This window comes from Paenarthrobacter aurescens, from assembly GCF_025421775.1.
GTDB classification, from domain to species: Bacteria; Actinomycetota; Actinomycetes; order Actinomycetales; family Micrococcaceae; genus Arthrobacter; species Arthrobacter aurescens_B.
Genome location: NZ_JAOEFX010000002.1, coordinates 589,828 through 608,585, shown reverse-complemented (window position 1 = coordinate 608,585; position 18,758 = coordinate 589,828). Strand labels below are relative to the sequence as shown.

General features: G+C 63.3%; 15 protein-coding genes. 7 read left to right on the top strand and 8 right to left on the bottom strand.

What is annotated here, in order from left to right; genetic code table 11:
* Nucleotides 1-143: 143 nt before the first annotated feature.
* From deoC to N7568_RS06075, 3 genes are all read left to right on the top strand, one after another.
* The gene (gene deoC, locus N7568_RS06085; protein ID WP_261608985.1) at nucleotides 144-836 is read left to right on the top strand and encodes a deoxyribose-phosphate aldolase; all 693 of its coding nucleotides are present in this window, start codon (nucleotides 144-146) and stop codon (nucleotides 834-836) included.
* A 53-nt stretch (nucleotides 837-889) separates the two neighbouring features.
* Nucleotides 890-1,117, top strand: a complete 228-nt coding sequence (locus N7568_RS06080) for a hypothetical protein (protein WP_090819661.1) — start codon at nucleotides 890-892, stop codon at nucleotides 1,115-1,117.
* Nucleotides 1,118-1,206: 89 nt separating this feature from the next.
* Entirely contained in the window at nucleotides 1,207-2,310 is a 1,104-nt protein-coding gene (locus N7568_RS06075) for a right-handed parallel beta-helix repeat-containing protein (protein WP_261608984.1), read from the top strand.
* Nucleotides 2,311-2,331: 21 nt separating this feature from the next.
* Here the strand turns inward: N7568_RS06075 and N7568_RS06070 are convergent, their stop codons facing one another.
* The 7 genes from N7568_RS06070 to mfd form a co-directional block, all read right to left on the bottom strand.
* Entirely contained in the window at nucleotides 2,332-3,120 is a 789-nt protein-coding gene (locus N7568_RS06070) for a PIG-L deacetylase family protein (protein WP_261608983.1), read from the bottom strand.
* Between the two features lie 12 nt (nucleotides 3,121-3,132).
* Nucleotides 3,133-4,278 (bottom strand): glycosyltransferase family 4 protein, encoded by a 1,146-nt coding sequence (locus N7568_RS06065; RefSeq protein ID WP_261608982.1) that lies wholly within the window; start codon nucleotides 4,276-4,278, stop codon nucleotides 3,133-3,135.
* A gap of 3 nt (nucleotides 4,279-4,281) precedes the next feature.
* Nucleotides 4,282-7,353 carry a glycosyltransferase family 39 protein gene (locus N7568_RS06060; RefSeq protein ID WP_261608981.1) on the bottom strand — a complete coding sequence of 1,024 codons (3,072 nt, stop codon included), beginning with the start codon at nucleotides 7,351-7,353 and terminating at the stop codon, nucleotides 4,282-4,284.
* 36 nt (nucleotides 7,354-7,389) lie between these two features.
* A complete protein-coding gene (locus N7568_RS06055; protein WP_261608980.1) occupies nucleotides 7,390-8,829 on the bottom strand; it encodes a glycosyltransferase family 4 protein in 1,440 nt (479 codons plus the stop codon).
* Complete coding sequence (locus N7568_RS06050; RefSeq protein WP_261608979.1) at nucleotides 8,826-9,623, bottom strand: glycosyltransferase; 798 nt, start codon at nucleotides 9,621-9,623, stop codon at nucleotides 8,826-8,828. The genes N7568_RS06055 and N7568_RS06050 overlap by 4 nt, the downstream gene beginning before the upstream one ends.
* A 230-nt stretch (nucleotides 9,624-9,853) precedes the next feature.
* The gene (locus N7568_RS06045) at nucleotides 9,854-10,663 is read right to left on the bottom strand and encodes a metal-dependent hydrolase (protein WP_261608978.1); all 810 of its coding nucleotides are present in this window, start codon (nucleotides 10,661-10,663) and stop codon (nucleotides 9,854-9,856) included.
* A gap of 4 nt (nucleotides 10,664-10,667) precedes the next feature.
* The gene (gene mfd, locus N7568_RS06040) at nucleotides 10,668-14,300 is read right to left on the bottom strand and encodes a transcription-repair coupling factor (RefSeq protein ID WP_261608977.1); all 3,633 of its coding nucleotides are present in this window, start codon (nucleotides 14,298-14,300) and stop codon (nucleotides 10,668-10,670) included.
* Between the two features lie 109 nt (nucleotides 14,301-14,409).
* Between mfd and N7568_RS06035 the strand changes: the two genes are divergently transcribed.
* The 4 genes from N7568_RS06035 (at nucleotide 14,410) to nhaA (ending at nucleotide 18,227) form a co-directional block, all read left to right on the top strand.
* Complete coding sequence (locus tag N7568_RS06035; protein ID WP_261608976.1) at nucleotides 14,410-15,951, top strand: SDR family oxidoreductase; 1,542 nt, start codon at nucleotides 14,410-14,412, stop codon at nucleotides 15,949-15,951.
* A 47-nt stretch (nucleotides 15,952-15,998) separates the two neighbouring features.
* Complete coding sequence (locus N7568_RS06030) at nucleotides 15,999-16,496, top strand: DUF2505 domain-containing protein (RefSeq protein ID WP_261608975.1); 498 nt, start codon at nucleotides 15,999-16,001, stop codon at nucleotides 16,494-16,496.
* A gap of 1 nt (nucleotide 16,497) precedes the next feature.
* Entirely contained in the window at nucleotides 16,498-16,719 is a 222-nt protein-coding gene (locus N7568_RS06025) for an SCO4848 family membrane protein (RefSeq protein WP_089594213.1), read from the top strand.
* 158 nt (nucleotides 16,720-16,877) lie between these two features.
* Complete coding sequence (nhaA, locus tag N7568_RS06020) at nucleotides 16,878-18,227, top strand: Na+/H+ antiporter NhaA (RefSeq protein WP_261608974.1); 1,350 nt, start codon at nucleotides 16,878-16,880, stop codon at nucleotides 18,225-18,227.
* A 21-nt stretch (nucleotides 18,228-18,248) separates the two neighbouring features.
* Here nhaA and sufU read toward each other — a convergent pair whose 3' ends face one another.
* Nucleotides 18,249-18,701 carry a Fe-S cluster assembly sulfur transfer protein SufU gene (gene sufU, locus N7568_RS06015; protein WP_261608973.1) on the bottom strand — a complete coding sequence of 151 codons (453 nt, stop codon included), beginning with the start codon at nucleotides 18,699-18,701 and terminating at the stop codon, nucleotides 18,249-18,251.
* Nucleotides 18,702-18,758 lie beyond the last annotated feature (57 nt).

The following is an 18,758-nucleotide window of genomic DNA, read 5'->3' as shown; positions in this document are numbered from 1 at the left end:
CCATCCGGGGCCATCATCAGGCCTGACTTTGCCTATGTGGACAAACCCCAAAAGCCCTCAGCCCATGTGGCAAGATGGTCCTTTGACGGGCAGTGACAACCCTGCGGCCACCGGGCCGGCCACGCCCAGCACGGAAGGATCCCATGAGCAACCAAGCCGTCGCCCCTGCGAACATCGCCTCCTACATCGACCACACCCTGTTGAAGCCGGAGGCCAGCGAGGCCGACGTCCTCAAAGTGTGCGCCGAAGCCATCGAATACCAGTTCAAATCAGTGTGCGTGAACCCGGTCTGGGTCAAAACCGTCACCAAGGCCCTCAAAGGTTCCGGTGTGCTGACGTGCTCGGTGATCGGCTTCCCCCTGGGTGCCACACCCAGCGACGTCAAGTCCTTCGAAGCACGCGGAGCTGTGCTTGATGGAGCGGACGAGATCGACATGGTGATCAACATGGCCTCCGCCCGCGCCAACGACAAGGGTGCCCTGGTGGACGACATCAAGGCCGTGGCCGAGACAGTCCACGCCGGCGAGGCCATCCTGAAGGTCATCATCGAGACGTCAATGTTGACCGATGAGCAGAAGGTCATCGCGTGCCAGGCAGCCGTGGAAGCAGGGGCGGACTTCGTGAAGACGTCCACCGGATTCAACGGCGGCGGCGCCACAGCAGAAGACGTTGCATTGATGCGCAAGACCGTTGGACCGGACTTGGGCGTCAAGGCCTCCGGTGGAGTGCGTTCCCTCGCCGATGCACAGGCTATGATTGCTGCTGGTGCAACACGTATCGGAGCGAGTTCCGGAATTGCCATCGTCAAGGGTGAACAAGGTTCATCTGCCTACTGAGGCTTCCGCAACCGCCAGAGATTTTTGAGCCCCGCGGGGCCGAGGAGGAACGAATGTCCAAGAACGCAACAAGCGCCCCCATTGAACGTGAGAACAACCTGGGCACAAGCATTGTGCTGTTCGTGGTCATGATCGTGCTCTTCCTGGGCGCCATCTACTCGCTGTCCTTCCTGAGCCTCGAGAACCCGTGGCCGATGGCCGTCTGCCTGGGCCTGTTTGCCCTCGCTTTCTGGATCCCGCAGACCATTCTTGGCCGCTCTGATTCCGCGGGCGAAAGCTAAATCCTTCACATGTCGGGAAACGGTTCAGGCTGCCGCCTGGGCCGTTTCCTTTTAACCCGCTGGAAACCCGCGCAGGATAGGGTGTTGCCATGAAATCGGCGGTCCCCAAGGTTGCGTTGCTGGTTGTGGCATTGGCCGCGGCAGGCCTCGGCGTGGCCGTCGTTGCGGCGAAACCCGACGCCGTCGACGCGAAACCGTCGTACTGCAGCGCTCCGGGCAGCCAGGCCACCCACGTCAAGAAATTCACAGTCAACCGCTATCTGGACCCGGAGGACACCTCCAAGTCCCTCCAGCAACTCATCGACGCCGCTTCCAAGGACGGTGGCGGCATCGTCGAACTGCCGGAGGGAACGTTCACGCTGGGGCGTCCGTTGATCGTCAAAAGCAACGTCTCAGTCAAAGGAGCAGGGCCGGCCACCGTGCTGAAAGCGGGGCCCGGGTTCCTGGAAACCAAAGGACCCTTCGGCGGGCACCCGCTGATCACCACCAACGGCGCGCAGAACGTCACCATCTCCCACCTCACTGCCGATCAGAGCGGTGACGAGCTGGACGGCAACGCCTCAGGGCGCCTGACCGAATACCTGGTGGACGTGCGCCACACCACCAATGCCTTGGTGGAGGACGTCCACACACGGAATCCCTTTACTTACTCCATCGCGGTAGTCGCCAGCAGTAACTTCTGTATTCGCAACAATGACACCTTGGTGACCAGTAGCGGCAAATACGATCAATTGGACGGCATCCACATCACCGACTCACACGGCGGAATGGTGGAGGGCAACACCATCGACCAGCGCCAGGGTGACGACGGCGACGACGGACTCGTCGCGCAAACCATTGGAGCGTCGGTATACGACGTCACGTACAAGAACAACAAGGTACGTGGCGGATCGCACGGTTCCGGGATGCAGCTTGCAGTTGGAAAGCATGAGATCTACAACATCACTGTGGAGGACAACCGGTTCTGGGGGTCTCCCAACGGCGTCAAGATCGGATACTACGACGGCAACGCTGCGGTGCGCGACATCGTGGTGAAGAACAACTCCATCACTGACACACCGGGTCTGTGGCTGGATTTCCAGGGCGACCTGAGGAACATCACAGTGACGGACAACGTCTTCTGCCAGAGCGGGGCAATGAAGCTGACGGATGCTCCGGGCAACGCCGTGTCGAATAACCGCGAGGGCTGCTGACCGCGGCCACCTGCCAGTTGGTCAAGAAGCCGGTACGAAGTAGGTCTCCGCCTTCACCGGAATATCGCCTGTTGGGAAGAGCGCATCGGCCTGAGTGCCATACTGCCGGATTCTGGGAGGCTTGGCGGCGAGGCCCTGATCCCAGTTCCACGGGACATACCCCATCTGCTCCAACCGTGATGCGTCCGGTTCTGCCTCCAGGTCGTAGGGGAAATCCGAGTACAGCACCAGGTTCTCCGGATGGGCCACGCCGGCTTCCCGGGTGATGAGGTGGTCTACGTGCTTGCCTACTCCCACGGGGCAGAAAAGCAGTTCGGCCCCGGTCAGTCCCATCAAGGCAGCAACGTCGGTGCGGAGTTGCCCGATGAGCCTGCGGTCTCCCCGCGCGATCCGTCCTATCGCTATGTCGAACCTGTAGGTGGGGTACCGGTGCGTTATTTCGGGGAGAAGCCTGTCCCATGCACTGCTGCCAAGTCTGGGTGCACGGCGGCGAAACAAAGCGTCCACGGCTCCCATATGGATCGCTTGAATGCCCATGTCCTCCAGCACTGCTTTGTCTTCGGCCTGACGGGCGGCAAACAAATGCCCGGCATCCTTGACGGCGCATTGGTTCATGAAGGACTTCGCGGCCCGCGTGTGCGGCCCGGGCGAAGCTTCCGTGAACAGCGTTGCCACGATCACCTCGCGGCCCTGGGCCTGGGCCTCCATGAGCGCACCACAGGACAGGACGGCGTCGTCGAGGTGCGGTGAGAGAAACAGCCACGGCGCATCGCCGGCCAGGGATCGATCGATTCTGGATTGATGGAACAACGCAATACCTTCCTAAACAACCGAGCGCTGAGTGAGGGTTTCTCCCCCAGTGACAACCGAAGTGGGACCGCTCACTGCGGCGCGATATGCCTCAGCCTGCAACGCCGCCAAGCGGTCCCAGTTGTAGCCGGCCGCGAAAGCCCGTCCCTCCGCTCCAACCGACTCCAGTCCCGGTTGGGCGTACCGGACCTCCATTTCATTGGCGAGGGCTCCGACGTCGAACGCGTCCACCAACCACCCGGCACCGTCCGGAACGATCTCCCCCAGGCACGGGATGTTGAAGGCGATCACCGGTGTACCGGTAGCGAGCGCTTCGATGGCCACCAGGCCGAAGGTTTCCTGCCGGGAGGGAACCACCACCAACCGCGCATCACTGAGTGCCTGGAACTTGGCGTCCCCGGACAGCCAGCCGAGGAGCGATACGCGGTCAGAGAGGCCGGCGTCTTCGATGGCTGCACGCAATATCGCTTCGTCCGGGCCGGTTCCCGCAATCAACAAGTTCCCGTCGATTCGCTGGCAGCATTGTGCCCAGGCCGCCAGCAGGAGGTCCAGGCCCTTGCCCGTGAACTCCAGCCGGCCAAGGCACAGAATGTCCTGGCCAACCTTCGGCGCCGGTTTCCAGGCCGCAGGATCCACGCCGTTTCCGATCACGTCCACGTGCATATCCGGATTCATGGCCGTCAGGCGGTCCGAAATTCCTTGCGAGACGGCGATGGCCCGCTGGTGATGCCGGACGCCAAACCTCTCCACCCAGTGCAGGGGGAGCTTGTATTGTCGCGCTTTGTCACGGGCGTGCAGCCACTGAACCACGCCAACGGTTGGTTTTTTGGTCCATAGCGGCGCGGCCATGGTGGAGAACGGGGCGAAGAAGTCTTCCACCACCAGATCGGCGGCCTCCCGGCGTTTACGGACTTCGAACGGCAAGCGAAAAACGTAGCCCAGCAGTCGGCCCAGGCGGGTGTTGCCTTGGCCAACGCCTATGGGAACATAGTGCACGCCGTCCTGAAGCCGCTCCTGCCAGCCTGGATACCTGGTGGTGAGCACCGTGATCCGGAAGCCGTTGGCCGCCAAGCGGCGGTCGGTCTGGTGGGTCCTTACCGATCCCCCGCCCGCGCCGGGCATACGGGGATCTTCAAAACCGAGATGCAGGATTCTCATGGGCTACCGTTCTGTCTCGTACGTTTTGGACGGCATGCCCGTTCCATTGGCAGCTCCCGTGCTCAGTTCAGCGGGTGCCACAAACCAGAGCGTGGTGGAGCCGTTGGTGGGTCCCTCGGCGCTGAACACGGGTGTTGCGTGTTCCTTGAGCCATGTCAGCATCTCGGGCCTCGCGTAGCCGTAGCCCTGGCTTGTGGGGTGTGACTGCGTCAGGATGTAGCTGGCCCCGGCATCCTGCATCAGGGGCGCAGAGGGCCACACTCCAAATCGTGGATCGTCGGCAAAAGCGAACTCACCCGTGCTGTTGGTGACACTTACCCGGGCCTCCTGCGGGAGGTTGGTTTTCACCCACTCCTTGACCTGGACAAAGCCGTCGTCCACCGTCAGTGCGGTCCGCACGCCCAGTACCACGGTCAAGGCCACGAAGCACAGGCTGGCGACGGCCAGGAACGTCCGCCCCCGCACCCACCGCTCCCGGAGCTCAACCACCACAAGGACCGAACACAGTACCCCTGCGATCATGACGCCATAGCCGTACTGTTCCTCGAAGGTGCCAAACGCGGCACTGTAAGCCCCGGCAGCGCCCAAAGCGAGGCCGGCAAGACCAATCAGTCGCCGGTCTGCCCGGTGGCTGAAGCACAGCATCGCACCGGCCAAGGGGCACAGGGCCAGCAGTAGATAGCTGGTGCCAAAGTGCCCGCTCTGTTCGATCAACCTGGTGACGATGTCCGGTGAACCTTCTGCGGTGAAGCCAGTACTCTTTTCCAGTCCCGATGCCCGCAGCAACCCACTGGTCTTCGCCTCGATCCAGTCGGGAAGGTGCGCCTGCGACGCCGCAACGGCCAGGTACGTCGCATACGGCACGGCCGCTGCAAGAACCACGACGGCGGCCTGCCGCCACGGAAGGGTCCTCTTCCAGATCACGGCTGCCACCACCGGGCCGACAGTGCAGATGATGAAAAAGTCCTTGCACAGGACGGCGTATCCCAGCAGAAGTCCAGCCCCGACCAGTCTCAGGACGGCGGGCAACTTCCCGGTTGGTTGGCGCGTGCACGTCAGGACGAGGAATCCCCCAAGCACGAAGGCCATGGCCGCGGTCTCCAGGAACGCGTGGCTGTTGTTGCGCAGGATGAAGGGTTCAAAGGCCAGGACCACCGCGGTGAGCCAGGCCGCCGTGGTGTTGGCCAGCTTCCTGACCAAGAGGAATCCCAAGCCCACGGTGAGGGCTCCCAGTGCGGCGTTGAGCCAGCGAAGTTGCAGGACCACTTCCACGATGTCACCCGAGATGCCGAAGACCTTGATGACGCCGGCCTCCAGTAGGAAGAAGCCCGGTGGGTGCAGGAAGAACGGGCCGTCCGGCAAGGTAGGAACCTGGCCTGTCGTCAGTGACTCGCCCAGACGGACGTAGAGCAACTCGTCCACCCACATCTCAAAGCCGCGCTCCAGGCCAAAGGCCCGCACCCCAAAGGCAGCAGCGGACACGGCAGCGAAGATTGCCGCCGGACTGGAAACCACCCGGACCATGGTTGCTGCCAGCACGCTCCTGAACGGCTCCTGGGACGCGGATCGCCGGCCAGTCCGGGAACGCGCCCCGAACCGCCGTCGAAAGGGCCCAATGCCCAGCGTTCGCGGCAACAAACCGCGCTGATGGGCCAGCACAGCCAGCCCGCTGATGGTCGCGAGGACCAGCCACACGATGGGCTGGAGTTGGCCGGACACGGCAAGGACCAGCAGGAGCGCGGCGGCGCCGGCCACGAACCGTCCGGCGCCCTGCACCGGTCCAATGTCCGTGAGGACAGGCCCTGAAATGAGTGTCATTACCACGGCCGCAGTGACCGCACCGATGGCCGACCCCATGGCAAGGCCGCTGACAGCAGCGAGCTGCCAACCGGTCCAGAGCCCGGCCACCACCAGGAGGCAGGCGCAGGCAAGGCCAAGCTGGCAGCGTCGGTAAGCCCGCAACGCGAGCAGGATGGTTGCAAGGACGGTGAGAACGGCGTAGCCCAATCCGGCGGCAGCAAGCCACGGAAGGAGTTCAAGGGATCCGTGATACTTCTCCGGAATGATCAGGCCGGCGAGAGCATGGGGCGCAGTGGCAATGATGGCGAAGGCCACCACAGCGAGTTGACTGAACGAAGCGAACGCTGCACCGAGGACCTGGCGAACGTTGATTCCCGGGCTGCGCAGCAAAGGAAACGCAACCAAGGCGGTGCCCGCAGCTACATAGACCGGACCCTTCGCAATGGTGGCAAGGGCCTGGAATCCCGCGGCGGCCGATCCTTCGTCCAGGAATGCCACCACCACCACATCGACGCCCACAAGAACGGAGACCACGCACAGGACAGAGGCGATGTCACTGGTCTCAGCCCACCGCCATCTCTGCCGGAGGACGCCGGGGCGCCATGTGAGATCGCGGTAGAAGGACCACGGAACAACCACCAGCGCAAGCGCCCCCAAGGCAAATCCAAGGATCGCACCCACGGCACCCCAGGCAAGCACAACAACCAGGAGACTGAAGCCAAGCCGGAGGAGTACCTCGCCGATGGTTGTCAGGGCGTACCACTTGAAACGCAGCTCACCCTGCAGCCAACCCGACGGCGCCGCCATCACGAAGATGGCCAGCGAACCAAGCGCTACGGCAGCGGCGAGTGCCGGCGTCGCAAAAGCCAGAGTCAGCGCCCCGGTTATCAACGCAGCCGCAATACCCGCGATGAAGGAGACGAACACCGAGAATGCCATGCCGTCCCTTCGCCCCTCCGAACCTGCAGGGTGGACAGCCACAAAGTGGGACAAGGGCAGGGGAACGAGTGCGGAGGCCACGATCCCCACGACGCCCAGGAGCATTGCCCCTGCCGCGAACTGTGTGTAGTCCACAGTCCCCAGCATGTTGGCCATGAGCAGTGTGCAGGCGTAGCTGACAACACCCACCACTCCGGCGGAGACGGACAGGAAGCCGCTGTTTTCGGCTACGTTGGCTCCTGCGTCGTTCCTGGGTTGCGGCGAGGACTCCAGCCGGTCACCGATCGTTCCGGTGACGGCCGCCCTCCGGTCGGGCGCGCGCAAAGTGTCAGTCATGGTTCCCCCTCGATTTCCCCCACGGAATGGTGCCTGCTACATGCCCTCAACGGCGTCGGTGTGCGTGAAAGTGCTTCCAGGACCGGCCAGGAGCGTGCTGCGGCCGACGGCGCTGAGTTCTGCCGAGACAACTCCTATGCGCCTCATGACAGCGAAGGCCTCGAATTCGTCCCTGCCCTTCATCAGCACTGACACCCGCCCTTGGTTTTCCACTGCTTCGTCGGTTGGCCGCAGGATGGCATCCAGTGTTGTACCGGCCGGCATGTCGAAGTGCACCAAAGTGGACATGTCCGAAGACGCAACACTTGTCTCGATGCCTTCGCGACGCAAGGCTTCCTCTTCCAGCAGTACTCCTGCGAGAAGCGCGGCGCTGCGGTCCCAGGTGAAGCAACGGGCCCAGTCCTGGCATCTGGCCGACATCTCCCCTGCCGCGCGCTGTTCGGACAGGGTCTCGAGGGCGGCCACCAAGGCGGGGCCGAACTCACGTGCAGCGTCCACAAGCCACCCTGTGCTCCCGTCCACAACCGAGTCGCGGATGCCCGGGACGCGCAAGGCCAGGCAGGGAACACCCCAGGCTGCTGCCTCAATCACCGAGCAACCCCAACCTTCCGAGGCCGACGTTGAGACAGTGAGCCAGGCCCTGTTCAGCAAGCTGTTGCGGACATGGTTGGGTTGATAGCCGTGGAACGTCACGATGTCGTCGAGGCCCAGGTCCATGGCGAGCTGTTGCAGCCGCGGACGCTCGGGACCATCTCCCACGATTTCCAGCCGAAGTTTGGGTACGCTGTTCGCGGCAATGGCAAACTGGCCCAGCAAGAGATCCAGCCGCTTGTGCGGCACCAATCGACTCACGACGACGACGGTCGGCTCAGGATCGCGGGGCCCTACGGTTTGCGGTACGTCGATGGTTCCGTTCGGCACCACGTGGATGGCTCCGGGGAATCCCAACTTGCGCAACTCCAGCCGGGTGGAAGGAGACACTGCTGCAATGGCCCTGCGTCCATAGACTGCCTTCGCGCCAGTGCCTTCGAGGAAGCGTCCCACGGCGGCCATCGGAGCCGAAAAGCGGGTACGGAATTGTTCCTGGTGAACATGGTGGATCAATTGGACGATCGGCATTTCCCGCGGCAAAAAGAGGGGCGAAAAGAACGGAATCCCGTTTTGGCAATCAACCACGGCATCGAACCGCCTGCGGGCGCTCAACATCTTGAGGGCGGCTTTTCCGTAGAGGGATAACGGGCCGCCGGAGCGGACTATTCGAATTCCATCAATAAGGTCCCCGGCGGGCTGATGGTCTTCGCGGCCAGTGAACCACGTCACTTCGGCACCCCAGTCCACCCAGCGACGCGAGATTTCATGCATATATTGCTCGGCCCCGCCGGCTTGTGAATGTCTGATGTCCCGCCAGTTCAGGACGAGTATCCGTTTCCCGGCCATCTGTGCCGGAAGGTTTGCATTGCCCAGGGGCTCGGTCACGGCATCGCCTTTTGTAGTTGGAGAACTGAGGCAAAACTGGAAATTCCGTCCTTGAACGGCCGGAAAGTAGATGCTGCTACGTCCGTCCATGCCACGGGCAGTTCAATAATCCGGGCACCTTGGTGCTGCAGGCGGAGGAGGAGTTCCACGTCGAAAGCGAAACCCGTGGTGCGGCACTGGACCATGGCCGCTGTCAGTGCTCCGCGTTCGAAGAATTTGAAGCCACATTGCGTATCGAAGATGCCTTTGACCTTTGACTTCGTGAGGACACGGAAGGCTGTTCCACCCACCCGGCGTCCCAGCTGTTGCGGTTGGACAAAGGTGGAACCCGGCGCGTGACGGGAGGCGATGACCGCGGCGGCACCCTCTTCCAAGTGGGCCATCGTAGGAATCAACGTTTCAAGTGGTGTTGCCAGATCGGCGTCGAAGAAGCCTGTATACCGCGAAGTTCCGCTGAGCAAGCCCCGGCTGACTGCGGCCCCTTTGCCGCGGCGCGAGCAACCCACCACGGAAATAGGCACATCGCTTCCTTTGTCGCGGGATATCCTGCGGACCACAGCTCCCGTTTCATCAACGCTGCCGTTGTCCACCACCACAATGCGGGAAGACCATGGCTGCCCGGCCAGGAAATCCAGTGTCTGGATCAGGGTGCCGGGAATTCGCGCGGCCTCGTTATAGGCCGGAATTACAACTTCCAGATCGACCTGTGAACGGCGCAGGGAGTCGGTACCACGCCGTGCCTGAAAACTACCCCTGCTGCTTGTATGGATACTGTGCGGGTGGAGCAGATCCATCTGAACCTCCAATTAGTCAAACAATTTGACGTCGAGGTCCAAACTATTAGGGAATTCCCAGCTAAGGCACGAGTAGTCGCTACTCGAAAAGTCAGGGAGTAGCTCTTGGTCTGGTGGGCGAGTACGCAGTTTTAGCAGCTACCCACTACTTGTAGAGGGGCATTTCAAATATTCCACCGATGTTACATACGCCTCACGGCAGGTGCGGTAATACTAGGCCTGCTGCACCTCTAAGGCAAGGGAAGAACACCGCCCAAAGCGGCCAGAACTCCGGGCCAGTGCTGTTGGGCAAGCGTCCAGGCCGAAGCAATCATGCCCACCATGGCATATCCACTGACAGGAATAAGGACCAGCCATTCACGGCGCGAACCAGCCCGCCCAAGAAGCGGAATGGAGAAGGCGCCGTTTGCCCGCCAAATTCCGCTGATCAAGGATTTTCTGAGAAATTTAGGTGGCTTGATGACAATTGGCCACAGAAGCGGCACCCCACCAACCGTGATCATGTCCCCCACGATATGAACTGCAACGCCGGTAAGCATGGACAGCGGAAGCCAGCCCCACTGATCGGGTGCAAACCAGGTCACCAGGCCGGCCATCAAAAGGGCGAAGAGCCAGTTGGTGATCCAACCGGACTTCGGGAACAGGTTCAGGGCTTTGGCTGCCAGGTTGATCATGAACATGCACAACAGTCCTGCGCCCACAGAGAGCTTTCCCACGGGAGTCACCATCTGGAATTGCGCGGCCATCGCTGCGAGCACCACGAACGCCGAGGCTCCCAACAGCGAATGCGTCCCTTGCCGGTGCCCACCGCTGGCTTTCTCAATCCCCACCGCGATGGCATTGGACAGCGGCGGCAGCGAGTTCGCGATCGTGCTGTGCCGGTGGTCCCAATCACAGACCAAGGCAGTTCCCGCCGTCGCCATGGCTCCGATCAGGATGCCGGTTGAATCCAAGGGGTACCAGCCCAAGGCATATGGGCCGGTCGAGGCAATAGCAATCCACGCCGCGGCTCCCGACGCGGCGTGGTGTCCTCCCATCATTCGTTTAGCCTGCCTTCACGGGTACATCGGTGAAGATCGCTTCAATGACCGTGTTGGCCCACTGCAGGATCTCGGCGTCCTGAAGGTCGCGACCACCGATCCGGGCCGTCTTGGGCTTCGGAATCAGCACGGCGTCCAGGGCAGGCTTGACCTGCGAACCCGGGTACATCCGGTTCAGGCGCATGGTTTTGGACTCGGGCAGTTGCGCAGGCGAGAAGCGGATGAAGTTGCCTTGGAGCGCGACGTCGGACAGGCCGGCTTCGCGGGCGCCCACCCTGAAGCGCGCCACGGCAATGAGGTTCTGGGCCGGCAGCGGCGGCTCGCCGTAACGGTCCACGAGTTCGGCGAGGACTTCGTCGATGGCTTCGTAGGTGATGGCGGAGGCCAGTTTCCGGTACGCCTCGAGGCGCAGCCTTTCGCCCGGTACATAGTCGTGCGGCAGGTGGGCGTTGACGGGCAGCTCGATTTTCATCTCGGCTGCCTTCTCCTCGGCCTCACCGCGGTACTCGGCAACCGCCTCTCCCACAAGGCGGATGTAGAGGTCGAAGCCCACGCCTTGGATATGGCCGGACTGCTCACCACCCAGCAGGTTTCCCGCACCACGGATTTCCAGGTCCTTCATGGCCAGCTGCATGCCGGCGCCGAGCTCGTTGTGCGCCGCCACGGCCTTAAGCCGTTCCAGTGCTACCTCGCCCAGCGGCTTCTCCGATGGGTAGAGGAAGTAGGCGTAGGCGCGCTCACGGCCACGGCCAACACGTCCACGAAGCTGGTGCAGCTGGGAGAGGCCGTACTTGTCCGCCCCATCGACAATCAACGTGTTGGCGTTGGAGATGTCCAGGCCTGTCTCAATGATGGTGGTGCAGACAAGTACGTCGAAGCGCTTTTCCCAGAAGTCCACGATGATCTTCTCCAGCCGGCTCTCGGACATCTGCCCATGCGCCACTTCCACCCGGGCCTCGGGGACCAGCTCGCGGATCTGCGCCGCGATGCGCTCAATCGAGGAAACGCGGTTGTGGACGAAGAAGACCTGCCCTTCGCGCATCAGTTCACGGCGGATGGCGGCCGATGTCTGCTTGTTGGTGTATGGACCCACATAGGTCAGAACCGGGTGGCGCTCTTCCGGTGGCGTCGCCAGGGTGGACGTTTCCCGAATTCCCGTGAGGGACATTTCAAGGGTTCGCGGAATGGGCGTTGCACTCATGGCCAACACGTCCACGTTGGTGCGCATCTTCTTGAGCGCTTCCTTGTGCTCCACACCGAAGCGCTGCTCTTCATCCACAATCACCAGGCCCAGGTCCTTGAACTGGAAGTCCTTGGACAGAAGCCGGTGCGTTCCGATCACCACATCCACGGCGCCGCTCTTGACGCCCTCTGCTGTTTCCTTGGCTTCCTTGCCGCTCTGGAAGCGGGACAGCGGCTTGACGCGCAGGGGGAAGCCGGAGAAGCGCTCGGTGAACGTTTCGTAGTGTTGTTGCGCCAAAAGGGTGGTGGGCACCAGGACAGCCACTTGCTTGCCGTCCTGGACAGCCTTGAAGGCAGCGCGGACCGCGATCTCGGTCTTGCCATAGCCCACGTCGCCGGACACCAGGCGGTCCATCGGGATCTCCCGCTCCATGTCCGCTTTGACCTCGTTGATGGTGGTCAACTGGTCGGGCGTTTCCACGTACGGGAACGCTTCCTCGAGTTCGCGCTGCCACGGGGTATCGGGCGCGAAGGCATGGCCGCGTGATGCCATGCGGGCGGAATACAGCCGGATCAGTTCCCCGGCGATTTCCTTGACGGCTTTGCGTGCCTTGGACTTGGTGCTGGCCCAGTCGGCACCGCCCATTTTGCTCAGTGCGGGCGCGTCCCCGCCGACGTAGCGGGTCACCTGGTCCAGCTGGTCGGTGGGGACGAAGAGACGGTCCCCCGGTGCGCCGCGCTTGGACGGCGCGTATTCCAGCACCAGGTATTCGCGCAGCCCGGCGTCGGATGACGAGGTGCCGGCCACTTTTCGCTGGATGAGTTCCACGAACCGGCCGATGCCGTGCTGTTCGTGCACCACGAAGTCGCCTGCGTGCAACTGCAACGGGTCCACGGCGTTCCGCCGCTTGGACGGCATGCGGCGCATATCCTTGGTGGAGCTGGCTGTGGCGCGCCCCAGCAAATCGGCTTCCGTCAACAGGCCCAGTTTGAGGCCGTCCACAACGAAACCACGCCCGACGGCGGCGGTGGTCACCTCGATGATGCCGGCCTGGGGTTCCTTATCCAGGGACTCAACGCGGGAACAAGGAATGTCGGCATCGTGGAACAGCTCGGCCAGGCGTTGGGCAGGCCCGGGACCATCGGTCACCACCACCACACGCCACTGCTCGCGGACGCGGGATCCGATGAACTCCAGCATCTCGGCCACATCGCCCTGGTAGCCACGCGGTTCGCGGGCGCGCATGTTAATGACGTCGATATCCAGGACCAGGTCCTCGTCCGAGGCGAGCGAGGTGATGGACCACCAGGACACGGCGTGTTCAAGGGCCGCCGAGCGGGTGTCGGTGAGTGAACGGAAACTGGCGGCGTGCAAGTCGGTGGAGGCCTGCGACGACAGGTCAAGGGGCGCCGCACCGCCGTCGGAAGCCGTTGACCAAGCCGCTTCCAGGAACTCTTCGTTGGTTGCCGCAAGATCGTGCGCACGGGTGCGTACCTTCTCCGGTTCGATCACCACCGAGAGTGACCCGGCCGGCAGTTGGTCCACGAACGGGACCATGGCATCCACCAACACAGGAGCCAACGATTCCATGCCCTCAACAGCGATGCCGCCGGCGATCTTCTCGAGCATGTCCGCTGCGGCAGGCATGTCGGCCTTCAACTTCGAAGCACGGGACATCACGGAAGGAGTGATCAGGATTTCCCGGCACGGCGGGGCGTGCAGTTCCGTGGGGTGATGGATCCCGGGCGCGGACAGCGAGCGCTGGTCTGCGACGGCGAACCAGCGCATCTGGTCCACTTCATCGCCGAAGAACTCAACGCGGATGGGGTGGTCCTCGGTGGGCGGAAAGACGTCAAGGATGCCGCCACGGACCGCGAATTCGCCACGGTGCGTCACCATGTCAACGCGGGCATAGGCGGCGTCGGACAGGGCCCGGACGACTTCCGTGAAGGACCGTTCCTGCCCTACCTGCAGTGTTACGGGGACCAAGTCACCCAGGCCGGCCACAATCGGCTGGACCACAGCGCGGACCGGGGCCACCACCACACGCAACGGAGCCGCCGTCGAAGTTTCAGGGTGGGTCAGGCGGCGCAGGACGGAGAGCCTGCGGCCAACGGTGTCCGAGCGCGGCGACAGCCGCTCGTGCGGGAGGGTCTCCCAGCTGGGGAAGGTGGCCACGGAGTCTGCCGGGAGGTAGGAGCCGAGCGCGGCCGTGAGGTCCTCTGCTTCGCGGCCGGTTGCGGTGACGGCGAGAACCACGGGAGCACTGTCATCTTCGACACCAGCGGAAGCCAGGGCATCTGCCATCTCCGCAAGCAGGACGGCACGCATGCCAGTGGGCGCACTGATCTGATAGTCGGTGTTGCGGTCGCTGAAGGGCCGCTGAGCTTCCGTTCGGACGCGCGCGAAAGTCTTGTCCTCCGCCAGTGCGCGGCGCAGACCGTTGAGGCTCATGGCAGAAACTCCTAGGGTGGGTCCAAGGGCAGGCAACACAAATGCCCGGAAATTCAGATGAATGCCGGGTCATTCCAGCCTACCTCTACCCCCAGCCCCAGGAGTTCCTTTGCAGCCTTCGGAAGCTACGCATTCCAACACCCCGCAGGACACCAGGACCGTGCTGGTGACCGGTGCCACTGGTTACATCGGCGGCCGCTTGGTCCCCCGGCTCCTCGAAGCCGGCCACCGGGTCAAGGTCCTGGTCCGGACACCGCAGAAGATCGCCGACGTACCCTGGCATGACGACGTCGAGATCATCGAGAACAGCCTGGCCGATGCCGAAGGCCTGGCAGAGGCGTTGAGCGGTGTGGACGTCCTGTATTACCTGGTCCACTCCATGGCATCCGGGAGTGGGTTCGAGGCCAAGGAAGAGGCCATGGCCCGGCTTGTGGCAGGCGCAGCAACCGATGCCGGTGTGGAAAGGATCGTCTACCTCGGCGGCCTGCACCCGGAGAATACCGAGCTTTCCACGCACATGCGTTCCCGTGAGACCGTAGGGCGGGTGTTCCTCGAATCCCCGGTGGACGCCATCGTGTTCCAAGCAGGTGTGGTGATTGGCTCGGGATCCGCATCCTTCGAAATGATCCGGCACCTCGCGGACACTCTTCCCGTCATGCCGGCGCCCAGTTGGGTCAACAACCGGATCGAGGCCATCGCTGTCCGGGACGTCCTGCACTACCTCGTGGCGGCAGCGGCGTTGCCGGGAAACGTCAACCGCACCTTCGACATCGGGTCCCGCGAGGTCCTGAAGTACAAGGAGATGATGAACGAGTACGCCGTGGAGCGTGGGCTCCCCCGGCGGTTGGTCATCGCGCTTCCCGTCCCGGCCCCCAAGCTGGCAGGTTTGTGGGTTGCGCTGGTGACACCCATTCCGTGGTCCATGTCCCTGCCGTTGGTGCAGTCACTGCAGCACGACGCCGTGTCGCGGGAGCACGACGTCGATGATTACTTTCCCCAACCCGACGGCGGCCTGACCCCTTACCGGCGTGCCGTCGCCCTGGCGCTGGGCAAGGAACGGGACGGACAAGTGGAAACCACCTGGGCGAACGCCGGCATCGACGCCGATCCTCTTCCCAGCGACCCCGACTGGGCCGGGTACAAGGTCTACCTGGACGAGCGGACGTTCCACAGCGACGCCAGGCCCGAACATGTATGGACCATCATCGAGGGCATCGGCGGCAAGAACGGCTGGTACTCGCTGCCGCTGGCATGGCGGATTCGTGGCTGGTTGGACAAGCTGCAGGGCGGCGCCGGACTCCTGCGGGGACGGCGTCATCCCAAGACGCTGAACACGGGCGAGGTAGTGGATTGGTGGCGGGTGGAGGCCATCGACCGCGGCCACCTGCTGCGGCTGCGCGCCGAAATGAGGGCCCCGGGGGGCGCCTGGCTTGAGCTTGCTGTGGAGCCCGACGGCGATGGCAGCCTGTACAAGCAGCGCGCCATTTTCTTCCCCCGCGGCTTGGCGGGCCGGCTGTACTGGCTGGGCGTCTACCCGTTCCACGGAGTCATTTTCCCGTCGATGGCCCGCAACATCTCGGCAGCGGCCATCGCCCTTCAGGAGAGCGCACGGCAGGAGGCCGGTTCAGGGGTGGCCAGCGAGACCCCGTAGGATGTTGGGAGCTAAAAAGCTTCACCACCACCATCCACGGAGGACCCATGGCCCTGAGCGCATCCACCACCCTGCCGCACAGCGTTGACCGCGTAGCTGCCGTATTTGTTGACGAGGATTTCCTTCGTCACACGAGCGAATTGGTGGGCGGCTCCCTGGAATCGTTCACGATCGACGGCGACCCCGCCGGTGCTTTCAGCACCACAACCGTCCGTACCCTGCCCACTACGCGACTGCCGGACATTGCCCGCAAGTTCGTTGGCGAAACCCTGAAGGTCACCCAGACCGAGCAGTGGGAAGCCCCTGCCGCCGACGGCTCGCGCGCCAGCAACATCGCGCTCAAGATCTCCGGGGCTCCCCTCGACGTCACGGCCGTTCAGCGCCTCGTGGCCGATGGCAGCAACACCCGGATCGAGCTTGAAGGCAACGTGTCCTCCTCCGTTCCATTCCTCGGTGGCAAGATCGCCGACGCCGCGGAGCCGATGGTGGGCAAGGCCTTGAACATCCAGTCACAGCAGGCCCAGGCCTGGCTCGAAAGCCACTAGCGTGGAGATCCCCGCGATCCTTGCGGTCGTCCTGATCGTTGCCGGTGTCTGGTCCCTGGTTGTGTGGCCGCAGTTCCTGAAGCGTGTCATGAAGGACCCCCGCGCCCGCGATGCCGCAGGCAAGGCCACGAAGTTCCTCACGGTCCACGTCGTGCTGGTCACCATCTCCATGGTGCTCGGCCTCGCGACGGCGGCCATCGGGATTGCGGGCCTCGTCGCCTAGGTTTCACCCAACTTTCACCCAATCAAGTAGCAGCAGAGCGCGTTATCAGCTCTCCTAACGCGCTCTGCTGCTACCCAGTTGGGTAAGATGGACATTGGTGTGCCGGGAAGTCTGGTCGGCGGTTTATTTGTGATGCCCGCCCACCGTGAGGAGCCCCCGTGGCCCAGCAACTTCCCCCTTCGAGCCCTGAGCAGTCCGGCAAACACAAGCAGTCCGGCAAAGCAGCCCAGCCCGGCAAGGTCTTCGGCCGTTCCAGCTACCCTGAGTACCGCAGGATCCTGTCGATCCTCCGCACCGAGACCGTAGGCGGAGCACTCCTCCTGGCAGCCACCGTTGTTGCCCTGATCTGGGCCAACTCGCCCGCGGCAGACGGCTACTTTGCACTTCGCGACCTTAAGATCGGCTACGAACCCTGGCACCTTGAGTTGAGCCTTGGCCACTGGGCCTCCGATGGCCTGCTGGCGGTCTTCTTCTTCCTCGCAGGACTTGAGCTCAAGCGTGAATTCGTGGCAGGTGAACTCCGCAAACCCGCCCGCGCCGTTGTCCCTGTGGCCGCTGCCGTTGGCGGTGTGGTGATTCCCGCCCTGATCTTCGTCCTGTTCAACCTTGGGTCTCCCGAAACGCTCAAGGGCTGGGCCATTCCCACGGCCACGGACATTGCCTTTGCCCTGGCTGTCCTTGCCGTGATCAACACACACCTCCCGGCGGCCCTCCGGACTTTCCTTCTGACGCTGGCAGTAGTGGACGACCTCATCGCCATCGGCATCATTGCGTTCTTCTACTCCACCGGACTCCAGCCGCTCATGCTCCTGGCGGCGTTGGTACCGCTGGCCCTCTTCACTTTCCTTGTGCAAAAGCGGATCCGCAGCTGGTACCTGCTGTTGCCCCTCGCACTTGCCACGTGGGGCTTTGTCCACGCTTCCGGCATCCATGCCACCGTGGCCGGAGTGCTGTTGGGCTTTGCGGTTCCGGTCCTGGCCAGCGGTAAAAAGGGAGAACCCGAGGAGGGCCTTGCCGAGCACCTTGAACACAAACTGCGCCCGTTCTCCGCAGGATTCGCGGTGCCGGTCTTTGCATTCTTCTCCGCCGGCGTGGCCTTGGGCGGATTCGACGGCATGGGTGCCGCGCTCCGGGATCCTGTGGCCCTGGGCATCGTGGCGGCCTTGGTGGTGGGCAAGGCCGTGGGCGTCTTCGGCACCACGTTCCTGGTCACGAAGACCACCCGCGCAAGCCTCGACTCCAGCATTGCCTGGATCGACCTCTTCGGGCTGGCCCTCCTCGCCGGCATCGGGTTCACCGTCTCGCTGCTGATCGGCGAGCTGAGCTTCGGCACCGGTTCGGCACACAATGACCACGCCAAGGTGGCCATCCTGGCAGGTTCCCTGATAGCGGCGCTGCTTGCCGCCGTCGTGCTGAGGGCCCGCAACCGGCGCTACCGTCAGGTGCAGGCGGAGGAAGAACGGGACGACGACGGCGACGGCGTACCTGACGTCTTTGCCCGCACCTGACGCGCGGGTGCTTCGGAAGGGCTAGGAGGTGGCCTGGTTCAGTGCGTCTTCCGCGGCAACCCAGGAGATCATGGCGCATTTCACGCGGGCTGCGTAGCGGGCGACGCCCTCGAACGCGGCGGCGTCGCCCAGAATCTCCGGGTCCGCCTGAACTTTCCCGCGGGAACGGAGAACTTCCCGGAAGTTGTCAATGACAGAATGCAATTCCGCCACGGACATACCTTCCCCCAGTTCGCTGAGCACCGAGGCCGAGGCCATGGAAATGGAGCAGCCCGCACCATCCCAGCTGATCTGCTGGACGGTTCCGTCCGCAACGGCAAGCCGCAGCGTTACTTCGTCCCCGCAGACCGGGTTCAGCTGGTGCGATTGGCCGGTGGCGGCCCCTTCGGGAGCCGCCGTATCCGCCAGTCCGCTGCCATGCCGCTGCTTGGAGTGGTCCAGGATGATCTGCTGGTACAGCTGGTCAAGACTCATGGTGCTTGGTGCCTGTTCTGAGGAAGTAGTGAGTGGACGGTGCCCCCAGGGGACCGT

Bases quoted from the DNA above. Each gene is read 5' to 3' on its own strand.
- deoC (WP_261608985.1), top strand. From the start codon at position 144: ATGAGCAACCAAGCCGTCGCCCCTGCGAACATCGCCTCCTACATCGAC.
- N7568_RS06080 (WP_090819661.1), top strand. From the start codon at position 890: ATGTCCAAGAACGCAACAAGCGCCCCCATTGAACGTGAGAACAACCTG.
- N7568_RS06075 (WP_261608984.1), top strand. From the start codon at position 1,207: ATGAAATCGGCGGTCCCCAAGGTTGCGTTGCTGGTTGTGGCATTGGCC.
- N7568_RS06065 (WP_261608982.1), bottom strand. From the start codon at position 4,278: ATGAGAATCCTGCATCTCGGTTTTGAAGATCCCCGTATGCCCGGCGCG.
- N7568_RS06060 (WP_261608981.1), bottom strand. From the start codon at position 7,353: ATGACTGACACTTTGCGCGCGCCCGACCGGAGGGCGGCCGTCACCGGA.
- N7568_RS06050 (WP_261608979.1), bottom strand. From the start codon at position 9,623: ATGGATCTGCTCCACCCGCACAGTATCCATACAAGCAGCAGGGGTAGT.
- N7568_RS06045 (WP_261608978.1), bottom strand. From the start codon at position 10,663: ATGATGGGAGGACACCACGCCGCGTCGGGAGCCGCGGCGTGGATTGCT.
- mfd (WP_261608977.1), bottom strand. From the start codon at position 14,300: ATGAGCCTCAACGGTCTGCGCCGCGCACTGGCGGAGGACAAGACTTTC.
- N7568_RS06030 (WP_261608975.1), top strand. From the start codon at position 15,999: ATGGCCCTGAGCGCATCCACCACCCTGCCGCACAGCGTTGACCGCGTA.
- sufU (WP_261608973.1), bottom strand. From the start codon at position 18,701: ATGAGTCTTGACCAGCTGTACCAGCAGATCATCCTGGACCACTCCAAG.